Origin of the sequence: Micromonospora sp. NPDC023737 (genome assembly GCF_040639715.1) — a bacterium.
Classification (GTDB): Bacteria; Actinomycetota; Actinomycetes; order Mycobacteriales; family Micromonosporaceae; genus Micromonospora.
Genome location: NZ_JBFAAL010000003.1, coordinates 191538 through 208124, shown reverse-complemented (window position 1 = coordinate 208124; position 16587 = coordinate 191538). Strand labels below are relative to the sequence as shown.

Sequence of the window (16587 nt, the reverse complement as noted above, 5' to 3'; positions counted from 1 at the left end):
CCCCCTCACGCTTCTTGTTGCCTGCGGCGACCAGTTTGGCACCGCGCCGGGCGGTGGTGGTGCCCGCCGGGGTGAACGTGGCAGAGGTCCTAGGCGAACGCGCTGGAGCCGCCGCGTCCCAGTCGCGACGGCTCCAGTACGGGATGCGTCAGGTGCGGTGACCGAACGACGGTGCGGCGCGCGCTCCGTCGACGCTGATTCCGAGAGACCGGGGTGACCAGTCAACGGGCCCTGGAAACGGTGTTGATTGATGCCGTCGGCACCCCGAAACCCGTCGCCCGGTCGGCGGCACCGGACGTACGCTGCGCCAATGCTGCTGCGCATGTCGACCCTGCTGCTCCGGACCCTGCGTGAGGAACCGGCGGACGCGGAGGTGCCGAGCCACCGGCTCCTGCTGCGTGCCGGCTACATCCGTCGCGCCGCACCGGGCGGCTACACATGGCTGCCGCTGGGCAAGCTGGTGCTGGACCGGATCAGCGAGGTGGTCCGGTCGGAGATGGCGGCCATCGGCGGCCAGGAGGTGCACTTCCCGGCTCTGCTGCCGGCGGAGCCGTACCGGGCCAGCGGCCGGTGGACCGAGTACGGGGACGACATCTTCACGTTCGCCGACCGGAAGGGTGCCGAGCATCTGCTCGCCCCGACCCACGAGGAGATGGCGGCGCTGCTGGTCAAGGACCTTTTCACGTCGTACCGGGACTTCCCGGTGACGCTCTTTCAGATCCAGACGAAGTTCCGGGACGAGGCCCGCCCCCGGGCCGGACTGCTGCGCGGGCGCGAGTTCCTGATGAAGGACGCCTACTCGTTCGACCTCGACGAGGCGGGCCTCCAGGCCGCGTACGACCGGCACCGGGCGGCATACCGGCGGATCTTCGACCGGCTCGGACTGGACTACACGGTGGTGCACGCGATGTCCGGCGCGATGGGCGGCTCGGCGTCGGAGGAGTTCCTCGCCGCCACGCCGGTCGGCGAGGACACCTTCGTGGGTTGCACGTCCTGCGACTACGCGGCGAACACCGAGGCCGTCACGACGCGCGCGCCGGCGTCCGGCGACCCGCACGCACACCCGCCCGTCGAGGTGCACGACACACCGGAGACCCCCACCATCGCCAGCCTGGTCGAGCTGGCGAACGCCCGGCAGCTCGGCGGCCGCGGCGACTGGACCGCCGCCGACACCCTGAAGAACATCGTGCTGACCGTACGACGGCCGGGCTCGGCAGAGACCGAGCTGCTGGTGACCGGCGTACCGGGCGACCGGGAGGTCGACCTGAAGCGGGTCGCCGCCGCGCTGCATCCGGCCACGGTGACCGTCTTCGACGGCTGGGCGGAACACCCCGAACTGGTCCGCGGCTACCTCGGCCCGCAGATCCTCGACAAGCTCAACCTGCGCTACCTGGTCGATCCGCGGGTCGCGCCCGGTACGGCTTGGCTGACCGGGGCCAACGAGCCGGGTCGGCACGCCACCGGAGTCGTCAGTGGCCGGGACTTCACCCCGGACGGCACGATCGAGGCCGCCGAGGTACGCCCCGGGGACCCCTGCCCGTCGTGCGAAGCCGGAGCGCTGACCATCCGGCGCGGCATCGAGGTGGGGCACGTCTTCCAGCTAGGCCGCAGGTTCACCGACGCGTTCGCCGTCGACGTGCTCGGCCCGGAGGGCAAGCCTGTCCGGCCGACCATGGGCTGTTACGGGATCGGGGTGTCCCGGGCGGTCGCCGCCGTCGCCGAACAGCATCACGACGATCGGGGGCTGGTCTGGCCGGCGGCGGTCGCGCCGTGTGACGTACACCTCGTGGCCGCCGGTAAGGGACCGCAGCTGGAGGCGGCGCTCGACCTCGGTGCGCGGCTCTCCGCGGCGGGCCTGCGGGTGCTGGTCGACGACCGGTCCGGCGTCTCCGCGGGGGTGAAGTTCACCGACGCCGAGCTGATCGGCGTCCCGCGCGCCGTCGTGGTCGGCCGCCGGCTCGCCGACGGGTACGTCGAACTGCGCGACCGGGCCACCGGTGAGCGGGCCGAACTGCCGCTCGAAGGGTTGGTGGAGCGGCTCGTCGACTCGGTACACCCCGCACACCGGGTATAACCAAACCGTGACGGGGTACGGAATCCGGATCGGCGTACGCGTGTGTGGAGGACTCCCATGACCGGTTACCGGGTCAGCGACGTGATGACCAGGCGGGTCGTCTACCTGCCGGCGGAGACCACCCTGGACGAAGCGGCAACGGTGATGAGGGAGGCCGACATCGGGGACGTCGTCGTCACCGACGGCGCCAGCCTCGCCGGGATGCTCACCGACCGGGACATCGTGGTCCGCGCGGTGGCCGAACGTGCGAACCCGTCCAGCACCACGATCGGCTCGATCACCACCCGGGAGGTCGTGATGATCGAGCAGCACGCGACGGCCGGTGAGGCGGCGGCGCTGATGCGCGAGCGCGGACTCCGACGGGTACTGGTCTGTGACAGCGATCGCAAGGTGGTCGGCATCGTCTCCCTCGGCGACCTGGCGATGCAGCTCGACCCCCAGTCCGCCCTCAGCGAGATCAGCGAGCAGTCGCCCACGGTGTGAGGAGGGCGCCCTTCTCAACGGAGGGCCCCTCTCCACCGGGGTAGCCTCGACCGCATGTCCGCCATGCCGGCCAGATTGGCCGAGATCGTCGACGAGTTCGCCGCCGCACCCCGCGACGTGGTGCTGGAGATGCTGCTCGAGTACGCCGATGTCATTCCACAGCTCCCGCCGGACGCGCCGGAGCGGGAGGGCATGGAGCAGGTACCGGAGTGTCAGACCGCGTTCTTCCTGCGTGCCCGGGTGACACCGGAGAAGACGGTGGAGACGATCTTCGACTGCCCGCCCGAGGCCCCCACCACCCGCGCCTTCGCCGGCATCCTCGCCGAAGGGCTGACCGGGGCGACAGCGGACGAGGTTCTCGCCGTCCCGGACGACCTCTACCAGCGGATGGGCCTGGCCCAGGCGATCAGCCCGCTGCGGGTGCGCGGCGGCACGGCGATCCTGGCGCGGCTGAAGCGCCAGGTGCGGGAACAACTGGGCTGACCTGGGAGTTGCCACCGGTCATGGAGATCGAGATCTACGCCGATGTGGTGTGCCCCTGGTGCTACATCGGCAAGCACCGGCTTGAGCAGGCCCTCGCGTCGTACGACGGCGAGGTGACCGTGCGCTACCGGCCGTTCCAGCTGGATCCGTCGCCGGTACCCGAGCCGGTGCCCGTGGTCGAGGCGCTCGGCGCCAAGTTCGGCGGCCCGGCCAACGCCCGGCAGATGGTCGCGCGGGTCACCGAGGCGGCGGCCGGGGCCGGGCTGCGGCTCGACTACGACCGGGCGATCGCCGCGAACACCTTCGACGCCCACCGGCTCGTCGCGTACGCCAACGAGCGCGGCCGGGCCGCCGAGATGGTGGAGGCGCTCTACCAGGCACACTTCGTCCGCGGGCTCGACATCGGCTCGCGGGACGCGCTCGCGGAGCTCGCCATTCAGGTCGGACTGGACGGCGCCGACGCGCGCCGGTACCTCGACTCGGACGAAGGCACCAAGGAGGTCTCCGCCGAGCTGGCCAAGGCGCGGGATCTCGGGATCAGCAGCGTGCCGACGTTCGTGCTCGCCGGCAAGTACGGGATCAGCGGCGCGCAGGAGCCGCAGACGCTGCTCGCCGCGCTGGCCGAGGTCGAACGCCTCGAGTCGGGCAAGGACTGAGCCGACACGGCCGCGGCCGGCGGTCGCAGAAGCCGCTTCGCCCAACTGACGGACATCGACACCGTTGATGTTTCACGTGCAACGGTATCGACGTCGATGAGCAGCTGTGGCTTGGCGGCCGATCAAACGTCGGACCGCGGGCCGGGACGGACGCCGGTCAGGCGGGCCGCGCCAGATCCTCGACCACGCGGGCGTTGGGCAGCGCGCCGAGCGCCGGACCAGGCAGCGCGATCTTGCTGTGCCGTACGCCGGAGCCGATGATGACGTGCGGCGTGGCGATCACCCGGGAGTCGACGAGGATCGGCCACGCGGCCGGCAGGCCGATCGGGGTGATCCCGCCGTACTCCATGCCGGTCAACTCGACCGCGTCCGCCATCGGTGCGAAGCTCGCCTTGCGCACGTCGAGCGCGCGCCGGGCAACCCCGTTCACGTCGGCCCGGGTGGTGGCGAGGATGATGCAGGCCGCGTAGCGGACCACGCCCTCCCGTTTACCGGCCACCACCACGCAGTTCGCCGAAACGTCCAGCCCCACGTCGTACGCCGCGCAGAACGCGGCGGTGTCGGCGAGTTCAGCGTCGATCGGCGCGACCAGCACCTCGTCCACGTCCACCGGCGCCTCGGCGGGCCACTCTGCGAGCGCCGCGGCGACCGGCGGGGCCAGCAGGTCGGGGCGGGTGCGGGCCGGTTCGGTCTTCAGCGTCCCCATCACGGGTGTGATCCTTCCACCCACCGGACCGAGGCGGCCAGCCGGTCGCCGGCTGCGGCCGTCCGCGGTGCCACTCAGCCGCCGGCGAGGAAGGCGTTCTCCTTGAGGAACGTGCGGTCCCGATGGGCCGCGAGCTCTTCCGCCCGCAGCGCCTGGGCACAGCGGACCTCAAGGTCTTCCAACGCCTGGCGTACGGCGAGCCGGATCACGCCGTAGAGGAAGACGAAACCGAAGCAGTAAAGGATGACAGCGACGAAGACAGGGAACATGCGGTCACGTTAGGTCGTATGTGAACCAGACACGTTCTCATCTCCGCCCCGTTCCCCCGTACGTGTCCGCGAGCTGATCGCCCCGAGCGGGGCTGTGGTGACGAGCCCACCGCTCAACGTGCCCACCAACCGGCGCGCCCTCGGTCTCAGCTGAGCAGGTCGAGCACCGTCACCAGCACGTAGAACACGATCACGATCTCGCTGATCACCCAGGAATTCCGGTCGGACCAGGCGCGAACGCGGGGCAGCGCCATGGCGGCCCGCCGACCGGCCAGCAGCAGGGCGAGCAGCGGCAGGGCCAGCAGCCCGAGCGTCAACCCGACGAAGGGCAGCAGGTGCCACCACGACAGGTCGTGCCGGGCGACGCTCGCGCCGACGGCCGCCATGGTGAGGTCGTCCGATGGCGAGGTGGCGACGAACACCGCGCCGAGCCGGGCGGCCCTACCCGGCCCGGCGTGCTGGAGGATGGTCAACCAGCGTGGCGTGCCGGTCTGGTGGCGGCGCAGGTAGACGACCACCGCGAGTACGGCCAGCAGCACCAGCACCGCCCAGTCGATCCGATGGGCGGTGCGCTCCAGGTGGCCGACGTCGGTCTCCGCGCGGTCGGCGAAGCCCCGCAGCGCCCGGGTGACCAGCCAACTCACCGTCACCCCGATGGTGACCACGACGCCCACACCACCGAGGTATGCGAGTAGCGCGGCGCGCGGGCGATCGGCCGAGGGAAGCAGTGCCGCCGCGACGAACTGCGTCCCGGCGACCATCACCACGGCCAGCGGCAGGACGGTCAGGAAGTTCATCCTCCGCCCATCCTCGCGGCCCCGACCATGCATCGGGCCCGGTTCGCTCCACCCAAGCTTCGATCATGACGCCCGGCGCGTCGTTCCCCCGCCCGCGACCGAGGTTGTCGCCGCGCGCGGTCCGGTACGTCGGCGACAACCTCCTGGTCAATGGGACGCGCTGGGGCTGGGGGTCACCCGGGTGGCGAGGAGGGTGCCGCTCAGTGCCAGGGCGGTCGAGATCGCGAGAGCGACCAGGAAGCTCCCCGAAGCGGGGGCCGAGCCACTGGCGAGCACGGCGCCGGTCAGCGCCAGCACGGTCGCCGCGCCGAGCGAGTCGCACAGTTGCAGCGACGAGCTGCTGCGGCCCTGCTCCCCGGGCGCGGACAGCTCCAGGGTGAGAGCCGACAGCGACGGGTAGAGCAACCCCATGCCCAGCCCGGCGACGGCCCAGCCGAGGACGGCCACGGCGACCGGCGTACCGGGCAGGAGCGTGAGTGCCACCGTGCCGATGCCGGCGGTCACGCAGGCCAGCCCGGCACGGGGGAGGCTGGCGCGGGAGGCCGGTGCCCGCATGCGCCCCTGTATCCAGGACCCCGCCGACCAGAACAACGCGCCAGTCGTCAGCACCAGCCCCGCCGCCGTCGGCGAAAGGCCACGTTCCCGGGAGAGCATCAGCGGGATGACCACCTCGGCGCCGACGAACGCCGCGGAGGCGAGTCCACGCAGCCCGACCACGGCAGGCAGCCCCCGGGCGGCCCGCAGGGATCCCGGCGGCAGCAGGCGCGGCGCGCAGAACAGCAGGCCACCGATCGCGACCGCCGAGAGCGCCAGGCCGTACGCGCCGCGCTGCTGGCCCCCGATGTGCAACAGTGCGGCGCTCACCCCCGCCCCGCACGCCCAGCCGATCCGCGCCACCGCGCCCACCGAAGGGCGGGTCACCACCGTCGCCGCGACCGACCGCAGACCGGGGCGCATGAGCAACGCCGCCGGTACGGCCACCGCCGGCACCGCGAGGAAGACGAAGCGCCAGTGCAGATGCTCCACGACCAGCCCGGCCACCGCCGGCCCGACCAGCGACGGTACGACCCAGGCGGCGGCGAAGGCCGCGAAGATCCGCCGGTGCAGCTGCTCCGGGTACGCCTGGCCCACGATCACGTACAGCGCCACGGAGAGCAGTCCGGAGCCGAATCCCTGCACCACCCGGCCGACGACCAGCACTTCCATCGTCGGCGCGGTGCCGGCGACCACCAGCCCCGCCACGAACCAGAGCAGCCCGTGCCACATCGGGGAGCCCGGTCCGCGGGTGTCGCACCAGATGCCGGAGAGCACCATGGCGAGCACGCCGGTGGCGAACGGGCCACCGAAGGCCAACCCGTACAGGGCGAGCCCGTCCAGGTTGCGGGCGACCGTCGGCATCGCCGTACCGACCGCCAACGCCTCGAAAGCGAGCAGCGAGATGAGCGCGACGCTGCCCACCGTCATCGCGCGCAGCCGGGGGGCGAGCAGCCCCGGTGCCGGCGCGAGGGTGGCGGTCACTTCCGGCCCGACGGGTCGAGCCTGGGCGTTCCGATCGACATGCACTCAGCCTGCGACCTCAACCTGGATTGAGGTCAACCCGTGGGCGGTGGATCAGACGTCAGCCGTCTCCAGCGCTTTGCCGATGCCGTTCACGAGCCCGGAGAGATGCTGATCGGCCAGGAGATGACCGGCGGTGATCATCAACGCCACGGGCCACTCGATGATCTGGAGCGCGGCGAGCAGGCCCAACCCGCCGTAGTAGGCGATCTTGTCAGCGGGTGGGACCGCCAACTCGCCCAGCAACGGCACCTGCACCCGCCGGTTGTAGATCTGCACCGTCTCACGACCCCCGTTGAGATGTCGGGTCAGTGTGCTCATTCCAGCCTCCCCGTTGGCTTCCACCACCAGACGCTTTCCACCGGCGATCCGGTTCATGCGATGTCGGCAGCGGCAACTTCCCCAGCTTGGAGCGCATAACGGACGCCATGCCGGGAAGCCAGGCCGCCGGATGCGACGAGTGGGAGGCGAAATGTCGTACGGCACGGAGAGCAGTGCGGAGGGGCCACGCCGGCACCAGCCCGGCCGTACGCCTCGATGACCCCACCAGGCCGCGCCGCCGCCCGACTCCTCCCGCCGGTCGGCGTGCCCAAGCTCGTCGGCGAGGCGTCGCGGACCGTAGGGTCCGCGGCCTCGCGGTTGGCCCGGATCGTCGGCCTGAGCAGCAGGCGGGTGTGGTCCCGGCCGGGACGACACCACATCGAGGTGCACGGCGTCTGCCAGGACGGCGGCGATTCCCTCGCCCGACAGGTCGAGTCGGCGTTGGAGCGGATGCCTGGTGTGGCCTGGGCCAGGGTGAACGCGCCGTCCGGGCGGGTCGTGGTGGCCGTCGAGTCGCCCGAACCGAAGCTGCGCGACCTGATCGCCACCATCTCCCGAGCCGAACGCGCCTGTCCGTACGAGCCGGACCCGGAGGTGCCGCCGCCGCATCCACCCGAGGAGGGACCACGCACTCCGCGTACGTTCGGCGCGCTCGCCTCCGACGCGCTCGGCCTGACCATCTCCGCGGCCACTCGTATCCTGCCGTTCACGCCGGTTCCGGGCGAGGTTGCCGGTCTGCTCGGCGCGGTGGACCTGCATCCGCGACTGCACGCGCTGGCCGGCCGTGGCCTGCGCGCCGATCCCCGGGCGGACCTGATCTTCCCGCTCGCCGAGGCGGTGGTGCAGGGCCTCACCGGCGGCTGGGCCGGAATCGTGCTCGACGGCGCTCAGCGGATCGCGCAGTGGGGTGAGGACCGCGCCCAACTGAGCGTCTGGGAGAAGGCCGAACCTCGACTGACCGGCGATCCGGAACGAGCCGTCGCCCGGTGGTCGGTCGCCGAACGACCTCGGCCGAAGCCGGACGGCCCGCTGGAACGGTACGCCATCCGGATGCTGACGGCCGGCGCGGCGGCAGTCCTGGGCGCTGCCCCGGTCGTCGGCCGGAAACGGGCCACGGCGCTCGGGCTCTCCGCGCTGCCGAAGGCGCCCGGGAGCGGTCGTGAGGGGTACGGCGCCCAACTGGGCCGGATCCTGGCACGCCGGGGCGTGATCGCGATGGACCGGGGTGTGCTGCGGGAACTCGACCGGATCGACACCCTCGTGCTGGACTCGACGGTGCTCGGATCCGACCGCGGCGTCCTGGCCGACCTGGCCCCGCTGCCCGGCGCGGACACCGAACAGGTGGCCGAGCGGGCGTTCGCACTCTTCGAACCGGCGGATCCGGGGCGGCGGCACGAGGCCGACGGCTGGCAGATCGGTCCGCTGGACCGGCTCGATGCCGAGGACCCGGGTGACACCGAGGAGAGCGCCCGGCTCCGCTCCGCAGGCGGCCGGCTGCTCGGCCTCGCCTCGGGGGGCACCCTCGCCGCCCTGCTCCGGGTGGACGCCGAACCCGCGCCGGGCGTCGACGGGCTGCCCACCGCCGCCCGCCACGCGGGGTTGCGGCTCGTGGTGGCGGGCGACGACGAGCAGCGGTACGGCTTCGCCGACGCGATCCTGCCCGGCGGCGACCGACTGGCCGAGTCGGTCCGCTCGCTCCAGCGCGACGGTGCCACGGTGATGCTGGTCTCCGCAGACCGGAAGGCGCTCGGCGCCTCGGACTGTGGGCTCGGCATGTACGACCCGGAAGACCTGCCGCCGTGGGGCGCCCACCTGCTGGTCGGCAACGATCTGCGGATAGCGGCGCTGCTCGTCGAGGCGGCCGGGACGGCCCGCCGGATGACCCGGCAGAACATCCGGTTGGCCATGGCCGGGACCGGCCTCGGTGCGCTGAACGCGTTCACCGCCCCACCCCAGCAACTGCCCACCCGGAGCCTGCTCGCGGTCAACGGAGCCGCCGCCCTGGCCTTCGGCAACGGCATGTGGCGGGCCAGTCGGCTGCGCAAGCCGGATGACGCACCGGCGCCGACGGCGACCGCGTGGCACCTCATGCCGGTGGACACGGTCCTCGACCGGCTCCACACCACCCCGGACGGGCTGACCGGCGCGGAGGCCCAGCAGCGACGCGGCGCCGGTGGCGGTGGCAGCGACGCCCCGGGGACCGGAGGGCTGCTCCGAGCCTTCGTCGACGAGCTCTCCAACCCGCTCACGCCGGTGCTCGCGGCCGGCGCGGTGCTCTCCGCGTCGTTCGGTTCGCTGGTGGACGCCGCCCTGGTGGGCGGGGTGGTCGGCGGCTCGGCGTTGATCGGCGCGGTGCACCAACGCAACACCGAACGGTCCCTCGCGGAGCTGCTGTCCCGCTCAGCGGTCACCGCACGGGTCCGGCGCGATGGCACGGACCGCGTGGTGGCCGCCGACGATCTCGTGCCCGGCGACGTGATCCGGCTGGACCCGGGCGACGCGGTGCCGGCCGACTGCCGGGTGATCGAGGCGGTGGGCCTGGAGACGGACGAGTCCTCCCTGACCGGGGAGTCCCTCCCGGTCGGCAAGAGTCCACGGCCGGTCGTGGCCGCCGCCGTCGCGGACCGGCATTCCATGGTGTACGAGGGCACGACTATCGCCGCCGGGCACGGCACCGCCGTGGTGGTCGCCACCGGCGCCGACACCGAGGCCGGTCGCAGTCTCGCGCTGGCCCGGCAGGCGCCCCCGTCCGGCGGGGTGGAGGCCCGGCTCGGCCGGCTGACCCGAGCGGCCATCCCGCTCGCGGCCAGCTCGGCCGTCGCGGTGGCCGGGGCCGGCCTGCTCCGGGGCGTACCGCTGGCGCAGACCGCGGCGACCGCCGCGAACCTGGCGGTGGCGTCGGTGCCGGAGGGGCTGCCCTTCCTCGTCAGTGCCGCGCAGTTGGCTGCGGCCCGGCGACTGGCCGAGCACGGCGCGCTGGTCCGCAATCCCCGCACCATCGAGGCGCTCGGCCGGGTGGACGTGCTCTGCTTCGACAAGACCGGCACCCTCACCGAGGGGCAGCTGATGCTGGCCGGTATCGGTGACGGCGACGCCAGCCGGTACGCCCCGCTGGACCGGCTCGACGACCGGCTGCGACTCACGCTGGGCGCGGCGCTGCGCGCCACCCCCGGCGCGGAGGACCCGGAGGATCTGACCCACCAGACCGACCGCGCGGTCCGGCGCGGCGCCGAGGCCGGAGGCGTGGTCGAGCAGACCGGGGCGACCGGCTGGCGGGCGGTCGGTGGCCTGCCGTTCGAGCCGTCGCGCGGATACCACGCGAGCATCGGCGACAGTGACCACGGGCTGCTGCTCAGCGTCAAGGGCGCCCCCGAGTCGGTGCTGCCGCGCTGCGCCTCGCGTCGGGTCGACGGGCGGGAGGAGCCGTTGGACGACGCCGGGCGCGCCGAGCTGCACCGGCTGCTCGCCGATCGGGCAGGCGCCGGGCACCGGATCCTGGCGATCGCCGAGTGCCGGGTGTCCGAACCTACGGTCAGCGACGAGCAGGTGCGGAACCTCAGCTTCGTGGGCTTCCTGGCCCTCGCCGACGGCGTACGCAAGAGCGCCGCTCCCGCCGTACGCCGGATCCGGCAGGCCGGCGTGCACACGATCATGATCACGGGCGACCATCCGGCGACGGCCGAGGCGATCGCCGCCACCATCACCGAACACGACGAGCAGCACGTGGTGACGGCTACCGAACTGGACCAGCTGGACGACGAGGCCCTCGCCGAACGGCTGGCCCGCACCGACGTGGTGGCCCGTTGCACGCCCGCGCACAAGGTACGGATCATCCAGGCGTTGCAGAAGTGCGGCCGTACCGTCGCGATGACCGGGGACGGCGCCAACGACGCGCCTGCCATCCGCCTGGCGGACGTGGGCATCGCGCTCGGCCAGCGAGGCACCCCGGCCGCCCGGGCCGCCGCAGACCTGGTGGTCACCGACGACCGGTTGGAGACCATCATCGCCACGCTGGTCGAGGGGCGGGCGATGTGGTCCTCGGTCCGGCACGCGCTGAGCATCCTGGTGGGCGGCAACCTCGGTGAGATCGCGTTCAGCGTCCTGAGCGCGGCGGCGACCGGCCGGTCCGCGATCAACGGTCGGCAGCTGCTGCTGGTCAACCTGCTCACCGACCTGGCGCCCGCGCTCGCCATCGCGGTCCGCCCACCCGCCGCCGACCGCACCGACAGTCTGCTGCGGGAAGGCCCGGACACCTCACTGGGCGAGACGCTGAACCGGGAGATCGGCCTGCGCGCCGCCGCCACCACCCTCGGCGCGACGGCCGGGTGGACGCTGGCCCGCTACACCCCCGGACGACCTGCGCGGGACGGCACGGTCGCTCTGGTGTCCCTCGTCGGTACGCAGCTCGGGCAGACCGTGCTGGCTGGCGGTACGAGCCCGGCGGTACTCGCCTCCACGGCGGTGTCCCTCGGCGCCCTCGTGGCCGTGGTGCAGACGCCCGGGCTCAGCCAGTTCTTCGGCTGCACGCCGCTCGGACCGGTCGCCTGGAGCATCGCGGCGGGTTCGGCGTTCGGCGCCACCTTCGCCAACGGCGCGCTGAGCCGGCTGGTGGAGCGCCTGCCCAAGGCGAAGGGGCCCGACGACGCCGAGCGCCCCGAGGCGGAGCAGTCCGACGCGGGCTCGCAGGCCGTTCGTCCCGCAGACGCACCGCAGGAATGAGCCGCCCGCATGGCTCGGCCCTCCCCGGGTACCGGGATCGTGGAGGTGGGTGCGTTGGCTGAGCAGCCGGAGGTCACGTTCATCGGTACGGCCACCACAGTGCTCCGGATCGGTGGGTTCACCCTGCTCACCGATCCGAACTTCCTGCATCGGGGGCAGCGGGCGTACCTGGGCAAAGGTCTGTGGTCGCGCCGGCGCACGGACCCGGCGCTGCGGATCGCCCAGTTGCCGTCGCTGGACGCGGTGCTCCTCTCCCACCTGCACGGGGACCACTTCGACCGCGTGGCCCGGCGGGAGCTCGACCGGGAGCTGCCGATCCTGACCACTCCGGCGGCGGAGCGGAAGCTTCGTAGCTGGGGCTTCCGTGCGGCCGAGGGACTGCCCACCTGGCAGTCCCACGAGCTGCGCGGGGACGGGGAGTTCCTGCGGCTGACCTCGCTTCCCGGCCAGCACGGGCCCGGCCTGCTCGACCGGCTGCTCCCCGACGTGATGGGCACAATGATCGACCTGGTCTGCGGCGGCACCCGGGCGTTCCGCCTCTACGTCACCGGCGACACCCTCAACCGTCCGCAACTCGCCCGGATCCCGGAGCGGTACCCGGACATCGACGCGATGCTCATCCACCTCGGCGGCACGAAGGTCGCCGGCATCCTGCTCACCATGGACGCCCGGCACGGCGCCGACCTGGTCGAGTTGATCAGGCCGAAACTGATCGTGCCGATCCACTACGACGACTACCCGGTCTTCCGCTCGCCGCTGTCGCACTTCGTCGCAGAGGCCCGGCGGCGGGGCATCATCCGGCAGGTACGCACCATCGAGCGGGGCGAGACGGTCCCGCTCACCTGACCTCGCCCACCCGAGCGCCCGCTCCAGCCCCGATGTGCCAGCGCCGTTCGGTCCAGCGGCAGCGCCTCGGGCAAGCGTCACCCGGCGCCGGCCGGGTGACCCGTCCGCTCACCGCGATTGCGGACGGGATTTTCGGGGTAGCCGCCGCCGGTGAACGGAGGGCGGCAGAGGAGGGATGGCGGCCGGGGTTCGAGGCAACGCGCGGGCCTCGACGAAGAGCGGTTCGACGAGGCCCTGGAGCGCGTGAACAAGCGTGGCCGGAACGCGGGCCGAACCAGGATCCAGCAACTGCAGATCAAGTTCCTGCTCGCCATCCAAGCCGGTCTGGCCGCCGCGCTGGCCTGGGCGGCCGCGCGCTGGCTCACCGGCATGCCGAGTCCGATCTTCGCCCCGGCCGCCGCGGTAGCCGTGATCACCTCTTCCCTCGGGCAGCGTCTGACCAACACCATCGAACTGCTCGCCGGGGTGACGCTGGGCATCTTCGTCTCGGACCTGCTGATCGAGGTCACCGGCGTGGGCGTGTGGCAGACCGGCGTGATCGTGGCCGCGGCCATCCTGGTGGCGCTTGCGCTCAGTCCGCGCGGGGGCGTGGTCGGCAACGCCAGCGGTACCGCAGTGCTCCTGGGTGCTCTCTCGTCGTCGCGGCACACCCTCGAGTTCCCCCGCTTCATCGACGCGGTCATCGGTGGCGGCGTCGGGCTGGCGGTGACGTTGCTGCTGTTGCCGATCAACCCGCTCCGGATCATGCGACGGGTGGCCGCGCCGACCCTGCGGGACCTCGCCGAACAGCTCAGGCAGACGGCGTCCGCGCTGCGTGGTCGTGATCACGAGCTGGCCAACCGGGCGCTGGCCCACTCGCAGGGAATCGGCAGCGATCTGGGAAGGTTCTGGGACGCCTTCGGAAGCGCGAAGGAGACGGTCAACTTCGCGCCGACCCGGTGGCCCTGGCGGCGTGCCGTCCGGCACTACCAACTGGGCGCACCCGAGGTGGATCAGACCGTCTGGAACACGAGGGTCCTGGCCCGGCGGGTGGTCGTGCTGATCGAGGACAAGGAGCCGATCCCGGAGGGCCTGCCGAACGCCGTCGAGGAACTCGGGGCGGCCGTGCACGCCCTGCAGAACGAGGTGCTCTCCGGCTGGGGCCCCGAGGCCACCCGACGGCACGCACTGCGGGCGGTGGCTGAGGCGACGCAGGCGGAGATCGCCGGGACCCAGTTGTCCGGCACGGTGATCGTGGGGCAGGTCCGTACCGCCGCCAGCGACGTCCTGCAGGCGACCGGGATCGACCGGCCGGAGGCGTTGCGGAGAATCCGCGAGGTGGCGTCGGCGCAGTCCGACCCGCACGGACGCCGGCCGACCGAGTGAGACATCGCCGCCCCATCCGGCTGACACCTCGTCCCGCCTGACGTTTGGCATGATCCTGTGAGCATCGACGTCAGTAGTGGGACGGTGAAGGTGGCTCGCACACTCTTGTACCTGGTCCGCCACGGTGAGCAGGATCAAACGCTCGGCCATGCGATAGACGGCGGCCTGTCCGAACGGGGCCGCTGGCAGGCGGATCGGCTCGGCCGACGGCTGAAGGGCACGACGTTCGCGACCATGCATCACAGCCCACTGTCCCGGGCAGCCGAGACCGCTGAGATTCTCGCTGAGTATCTGCCCGATGTTCCTCGACACGCGTGTGACTTCGCCATGGACCGAACGCCGGTACCCTCTGCCGAACACCGCACCGAGTACCCGGAGCGTTTCCTCTCCTGGCTGGACGAGGTCCCGGATCAAGAGCGCGACGAGGACGCTGTCGGTCTGCGGGCAGCAGTGGAGCACCTGGGTACCGCCGACGTCGAGGACCGACGCGAGCTCGTGGTTACGCACAACTTCGTGATCGGCTGGTTCGTCCGGCACGTCCTGGACGCTCCGACGTGGCGCTGGATGAGCCTCAACCAGGAGAACTGCGGGCTGACCATCGTGCAGTGGGACACCGGGAGACCTCCCGCCCTGGTCGCCTTCAACGACACCGGGCACCTTTGATCCATCTCTGCGCAGGCGACGCCTCGGGCGAGTGGCGGCTCACTCGTCGGTCTGCTCGGGGCGTCGACATGACCGGAGGTTGAAGCCCGACATCGCTGGCAGCCGGCTGTCCGGTCTCGGACCTACGTGACGTCGACAGGCTAATGGCGCATGGGTACCGACGAGGCGTCCCCGAGCATGCGGTTCAGTTGATCGGCCCAGTCATCATCGGCGAGCCCCGCGCCAACCAGAACATCACGCCAATCCTGCTGTGCCAGGGCCGCGGCATCAAGGAACCGTTGGCCATCTCCACCGGACAGGAAGACCACCGCAGCTTGAACACGCTCGGCGCTTTCGGCGGCGCCGCCCGGGGTCAAGGGCACGAGATCGGCCAGGAGATCCAGGACCGTTTCCACCTCGGCCGGTCCGAACCGTGCCCGGACCCACTCCTGCAATCGATCGCTCACCATACAGCCGAGTATGCCTACGGAGAGACACCCATCACTCGATTTAGATCATCCAGCTGGTATGCCTGGACGACGAACACGAGGAGCTACACGTCGTCCAGCGGTTGAGGTACGCACCTCAGAAGCATCAGGGCTCGGCTACTCGGACGACTGGATGATCCGCGGCGGCGCAATGCACCCGCCGTAGGCGACCGCGAAACGGCTTGGCCTTGGCGCGGTCGGGGGTTCTCGCGTAGCCCTGGTGGTGCCTGGGCGAGGGGAGCCCGCCCCACCCGATTCCGCTGATCTGCGAGGGAAGGCCGGGGTGTGGGGCGGAGCCCCACGTCTACGCTTTCCGGCAGCCGGCCGTGTTCTCCGCCAACTGATCCGCGACACCTCAGCGCGCTGATCGCGGGCATGTGCGAGTGGCCGACGCGGCAAATTCGCTTGCGTCGGTAAAGCGGGCGTCGCTTGGCTAACCGCGTGATCGATCTCCACACACAGCGGCTGGTCCTGCACCCCGTCGACGTCGCGGAGGGCGAACGCATCACCGCCCGCCGACCCGGCGATGACGACCGATGGGCGGCAGACTTCCCCTTCGACGGCGACGTCATCGGGGCCACCGCCTACCTGCGTGCCACTGCAGAGCACGGCGAGCAGCGTCCCTTCGGCTTCTACCGCATCACCCGAACCGCAGACGGACAGGCCATCGGAGGTATCGGCTTCAAAGGGCAGCCCAAGGACGGAAGCGTCGAGGTCGGCTACGGCCTCGCCCCCTCAGCCCGCGGCAACGGCTACGCCGCCGAGGCTGTGATCGCCCTCCTTACTGTGGCAGCTGACCACGGCCTTGACCGCGTCGTCGCCGATACCGACCGGGGCAACATCGCCTCGCAAAGGACTCTCGAACGGGCTGGCTTCAGGCGCCTTCGCAGCGAGGGCGACCTGTGCTTCTATGAATTGATCCTTGGCTGCAACTGAGCGCCGCCAAAGAGCGATGCCCGGCAGGAGTGTATGGGTCTCCGACACAGCGCAAGGCGACATCCGACCATCGGCAGATCCGCGCGTCCCGAGGCGCGCCGATGTGCACCTAGATCTCGCTATCAGCAGCACGTGGCGGAGAGTTGTTGCACGTCAGTTGCCGGGCCACATGGGCGGCTGGCTCGGCGTTGCCGCTCTGGGGCTGAGATTTCAGCGAGCGGCGCTGAGGCGGTCTGCCCCAGCAG

15 protein-coding genes are annotated in these 16587 nt (G+C 71.8%); 9 read left to right on the top strand and 6 right to left on the bottom strand.

Going from position 1 to position 16587, the window contains the following annotated elements; genetic code table 11:
• Positions 1 to 310 precede the first annotated feature (310 nt).
• The 4 genes from AB0F98_RS09765 to AB0F98_RS09750 are packed head-to-tail and all read left to right on the top strand — an operon-like array spanning position 311 to position 3696.
• The gene (locus AB0F98_RS09765) at positions 311 to 2074 is read left to right on the top strand and encodes a proline--tRNA ligase (protein WP_357731491.1); all 1764 of its coding nucleotides are present in this window, start codon (positions 311 to 313) and stop codon (positions 2072 to 2074) included.
• A 57-nt stretch (positions 2075 to 2131) separates the two neighbouring features.
• Complete coding sequence (locus AB0F98_RS09760; protein ID WP_357731488.1) at positions 2132 to 2557, top strand: CBS domain-containing protein; 426 nt, start codon at positions 2132 to 2134, stop codon at positions 2555 to 2557.
• A gap of 54 nt (positions 2558 to 2611) precedes the next feature.
• On the top strand, positions 2612 to 3040 hold the full coding sequence (locus tag AB0F98_RS09755; protein WP_076468541.1) for a SufE family protein: 429 nt from the start codon (positions 2612 to 2614) through the stop codon (positions 3038 to 3040).
• A 20-nt stretch (positions 3041 to 3060) separates the two neighbouring features.
• Entirely contained in the window at positions 3061 to 3696 is a 636-nt protein-coding gene (locus tag AB0F98_RS09750) for a DsbA family oxidoreductase (RefSeq protein ID WP_357731484.1), read from the top strand.
• A 157-nt stretch (positions 3697 to 3853) separates the two neighbouring features.
• Here the strand turns inward: AB0F98_RS09750 and AB0F98_RS09745 are convergent, their stop codons facing one another.
• From AB0F98_RS09745 to AB0F98_RS09725, 5 genes are all read right to left on the bottom strand, one after another.
• A complete protein-coding gene (locus AB0F98_RS09745) occupies positions 3854 to 4402 on the bottom strand; it encodes a YbaK/EbsC family protein (RefSeq protein WP_357732445.1) in 549 nt (182 codons plus the stop codon).
• A 74-nt stretch (positions 4403 to 4476) separates the two neighbouring features.
• Positions 4477 to 4671 carry a hypothetical protein gene (locus AB0F98_RS09740; RefSeq protein WP_357731481.1) on the bottom strand — a complete coding sequence of 65 codons (195 nt, stop codon included), beginning with the start codon at positions 4669 to 4671 and terminating at the stop codon, positions 4477 to 4479.
• Between the two features lie 146 nt (positions 4672 to 4817).
• Positions 4818 to 5468 carry a GAP family protein gene (locus tag AB0F98_RS09735; RefSeq protein ID WP_357731478.1) on the bottom strand — a complete coding sequence of 217 codons (651 nt, stop codon included), beginning with the start codon at positions 5466 to 5468 and terminating at the stop codon, positions 4818 to 4820.
• A gap of 147 nt (positions 5469 to 5615) precedes the next feature.
• Positions 5616 to 7031 (bottom strand): MFS transporter, encoded by a 1416-nt coding sequence (locus tag AB0F98_RS09730; RefSeq protein WP_357731475.1) that lies wholly within the window; start codon positions 7029 to 7031, stop codon positions 5616 to 5618.
• 48 nt (positions 7032 to 7079) lie between these two features.
• Complete coding sequence (locus tag AB0F98_RS09725; RefSeq protein ID WP_357731472.1) at positions 7080 to 7403, bottom strand: hypothetical protein; 324 nt, start codon at positions 7401 to 7403, stop codon at positions 7080 to 7082.
• A gap of 159 nt (positions 7404 to 7562) precedes the next feature.
• Here AB0F98_RS09725 and AB0F98_RS09720 point away from each other — a divergent pair, with 159 nt between their 5' ends.
• From AB0F98_RS09720 to AB0F98_RS09705, 4 genes are all read left to right on the top strand, one after another.
• Complete coding sequence (locus tag AB0F98_RS09720) at positions 7563 to 12065, top strand: HAD-IC family P-type ATPase (RefSeq protein WP_357731469.1); 4503 nt, start codon at positions 7563 to 7565, stop codon at positions 12063 to 12065.
• A gap of 9 nt (positions 12066 to 12074) precedes the next feature.
• Positions 12075 to 12911 carry an MBL fold metallo-hydrolase gene (locus AB0F98_RS09715; protein WP_357731465.1) on the top strand — a complete coding sequence of 279 codons (837 nt, stop codon included), beginning with the start codon at positions 12075 to 12077 and terminating at the stop codon, positions 12909 to 12911.
• Between the two features lie 243 nt (positions 12912 to 13154).
• Positions 13155 to 14276: an FUSC family protein gene (locus tag AB0F98_RS09710; protein WP_357731461.1), complete on the top strand. Its 1122-nt coding sequence runs from the start codon at positions 13155 to 13157 to the stop codon at positions 14274 to 14276.
• Between the two features lie 57 nt (positions 14277 to 14333).
• Entirely contained in the window at positions 14334 to 14939 is a 606-nt protein-coding gene (locus AB0F98_RS09705; protein ID WP_357731458.1) for a histidine phosphatase family protein, read from the top strand.
• A gap of 140 nt (positions 14940 to 15079) precedes the next feature.
• Here AB0F98_RS09705 and AB0F98_RS09700 read toward each other — a convergent pair whose 3' ends face one another.
• On the bottom strand, positions 15080 to 15388 hold the full coding sequence (locus tag AB0F98_RS09700) for a hypothetical protein (protein ID WP_357731455.1): 309 nt from the start codon (positions 15386 to 15388) through the stop codon (positions 15080 to 15082).
• A 459-nt stretch (positions 15389 to 15847) separates the two neighbouring features.
• Here AB0F98_RS09700 and AB0F98_RS09695 point away from each other — a divergent pair, with 459 nt between their 5' ends.
• Positions 15848 to 16342 (top strand): GNAT family N-acetyltransferase, encoded by a 495-nt coding sequence (locus AB0F98_RS09695; protein WP_357731452.1) that lies wholly within the window; start codon positions 15848 to 15850, stop codon positions 16340 to 16342.
• Positions 16343 to 16587 lie beyond the last annotated feature (245 nt).

Excerpts from the sequence above, each read along its gene's own strand:
- AB0F98_RS09700 (WP_357731455.1), bottom strand. The coding sequence starts at position 15,388 with ATGGTGAGCGATCGATTGCAGGAGTGGGTCCGGGCACGGTTCGGACCG.
- AB0F98_RS09715 (WP_357731465.1), top strand. The coding sequence starts at position 12,075 with ATGGCTCGGCCCTCCCCGGGTACCGGGATCGTGGAGGTGGGTGCGTTG.
- AB0F98_RS09740 (WP_357731481.1), bottom strand. The coding sequence starts at position 4,671 with ATGTTCCCTGTCTTCGTCGCTGTCATCCTTTACTGCTTCGGTTTCGTC.
- AB0F98_RS09760 (WP_357731488.1), top strand. The coding sequence starts at position 2,132 with ATGACCGGTTACCGGGTCAGCGACGTGATGACCAGGCGGGTCGTCTAC.
- AB0F98_RS09725 (WP_357731472.1), bottom strand. The coding sequence starts at position 7,403 with ATGAACCGGATCGCCGGTGGAAAGCGTCTGGTGGTGGAAGCCAACGGG.
- AB0F98_RS09735 (WP_357731478.1), bottom strand. The coding sequence starts at position 5,468 with ATGAACTTCCTGACCGTCCTGCCGCTGGCCGTGGTGATGGTCGCCGGG.
- AB0F98_RS09720 (WP_357731469.1), top strand. The coding sequence starts at position 7,563 with ATGACCCCACCAGGCCGCGCCGCCGCCCGACTCCTCCCGCCGGTCGGC.
- AB0F98_RS09765 (WP_357731491.1), top strand. The coding sequence starts at position 311 with ATGCTGCTGCGCATGTCGACCCTGCTGCTCCGGACCCTGCGTGAGGAA.
- AB0F98_RS09745 (WP_357732445.1), bottom strand. The coding sequence starts at position 4,402 with ATGGGGACGCTGAAGACCGAACCGGCCCGCACCCGCCCCGACCTGCTG.
- AB0F98_RS09755 (WP_076468541.1), top strand. The coding sequence starts at position 2,612 with ATGTCCGCCATGCCGGCCAGATTGGCCGAGATCGTCGACGAGTTCGCC.
- AB0F98_RS09750 (WP_357731484.1), top strand. The coding sequence starts at position 3,061 with ATGGAGATCGAGATCTACGCCGATGTGGTGTGCCCCTGGTGCTACATC.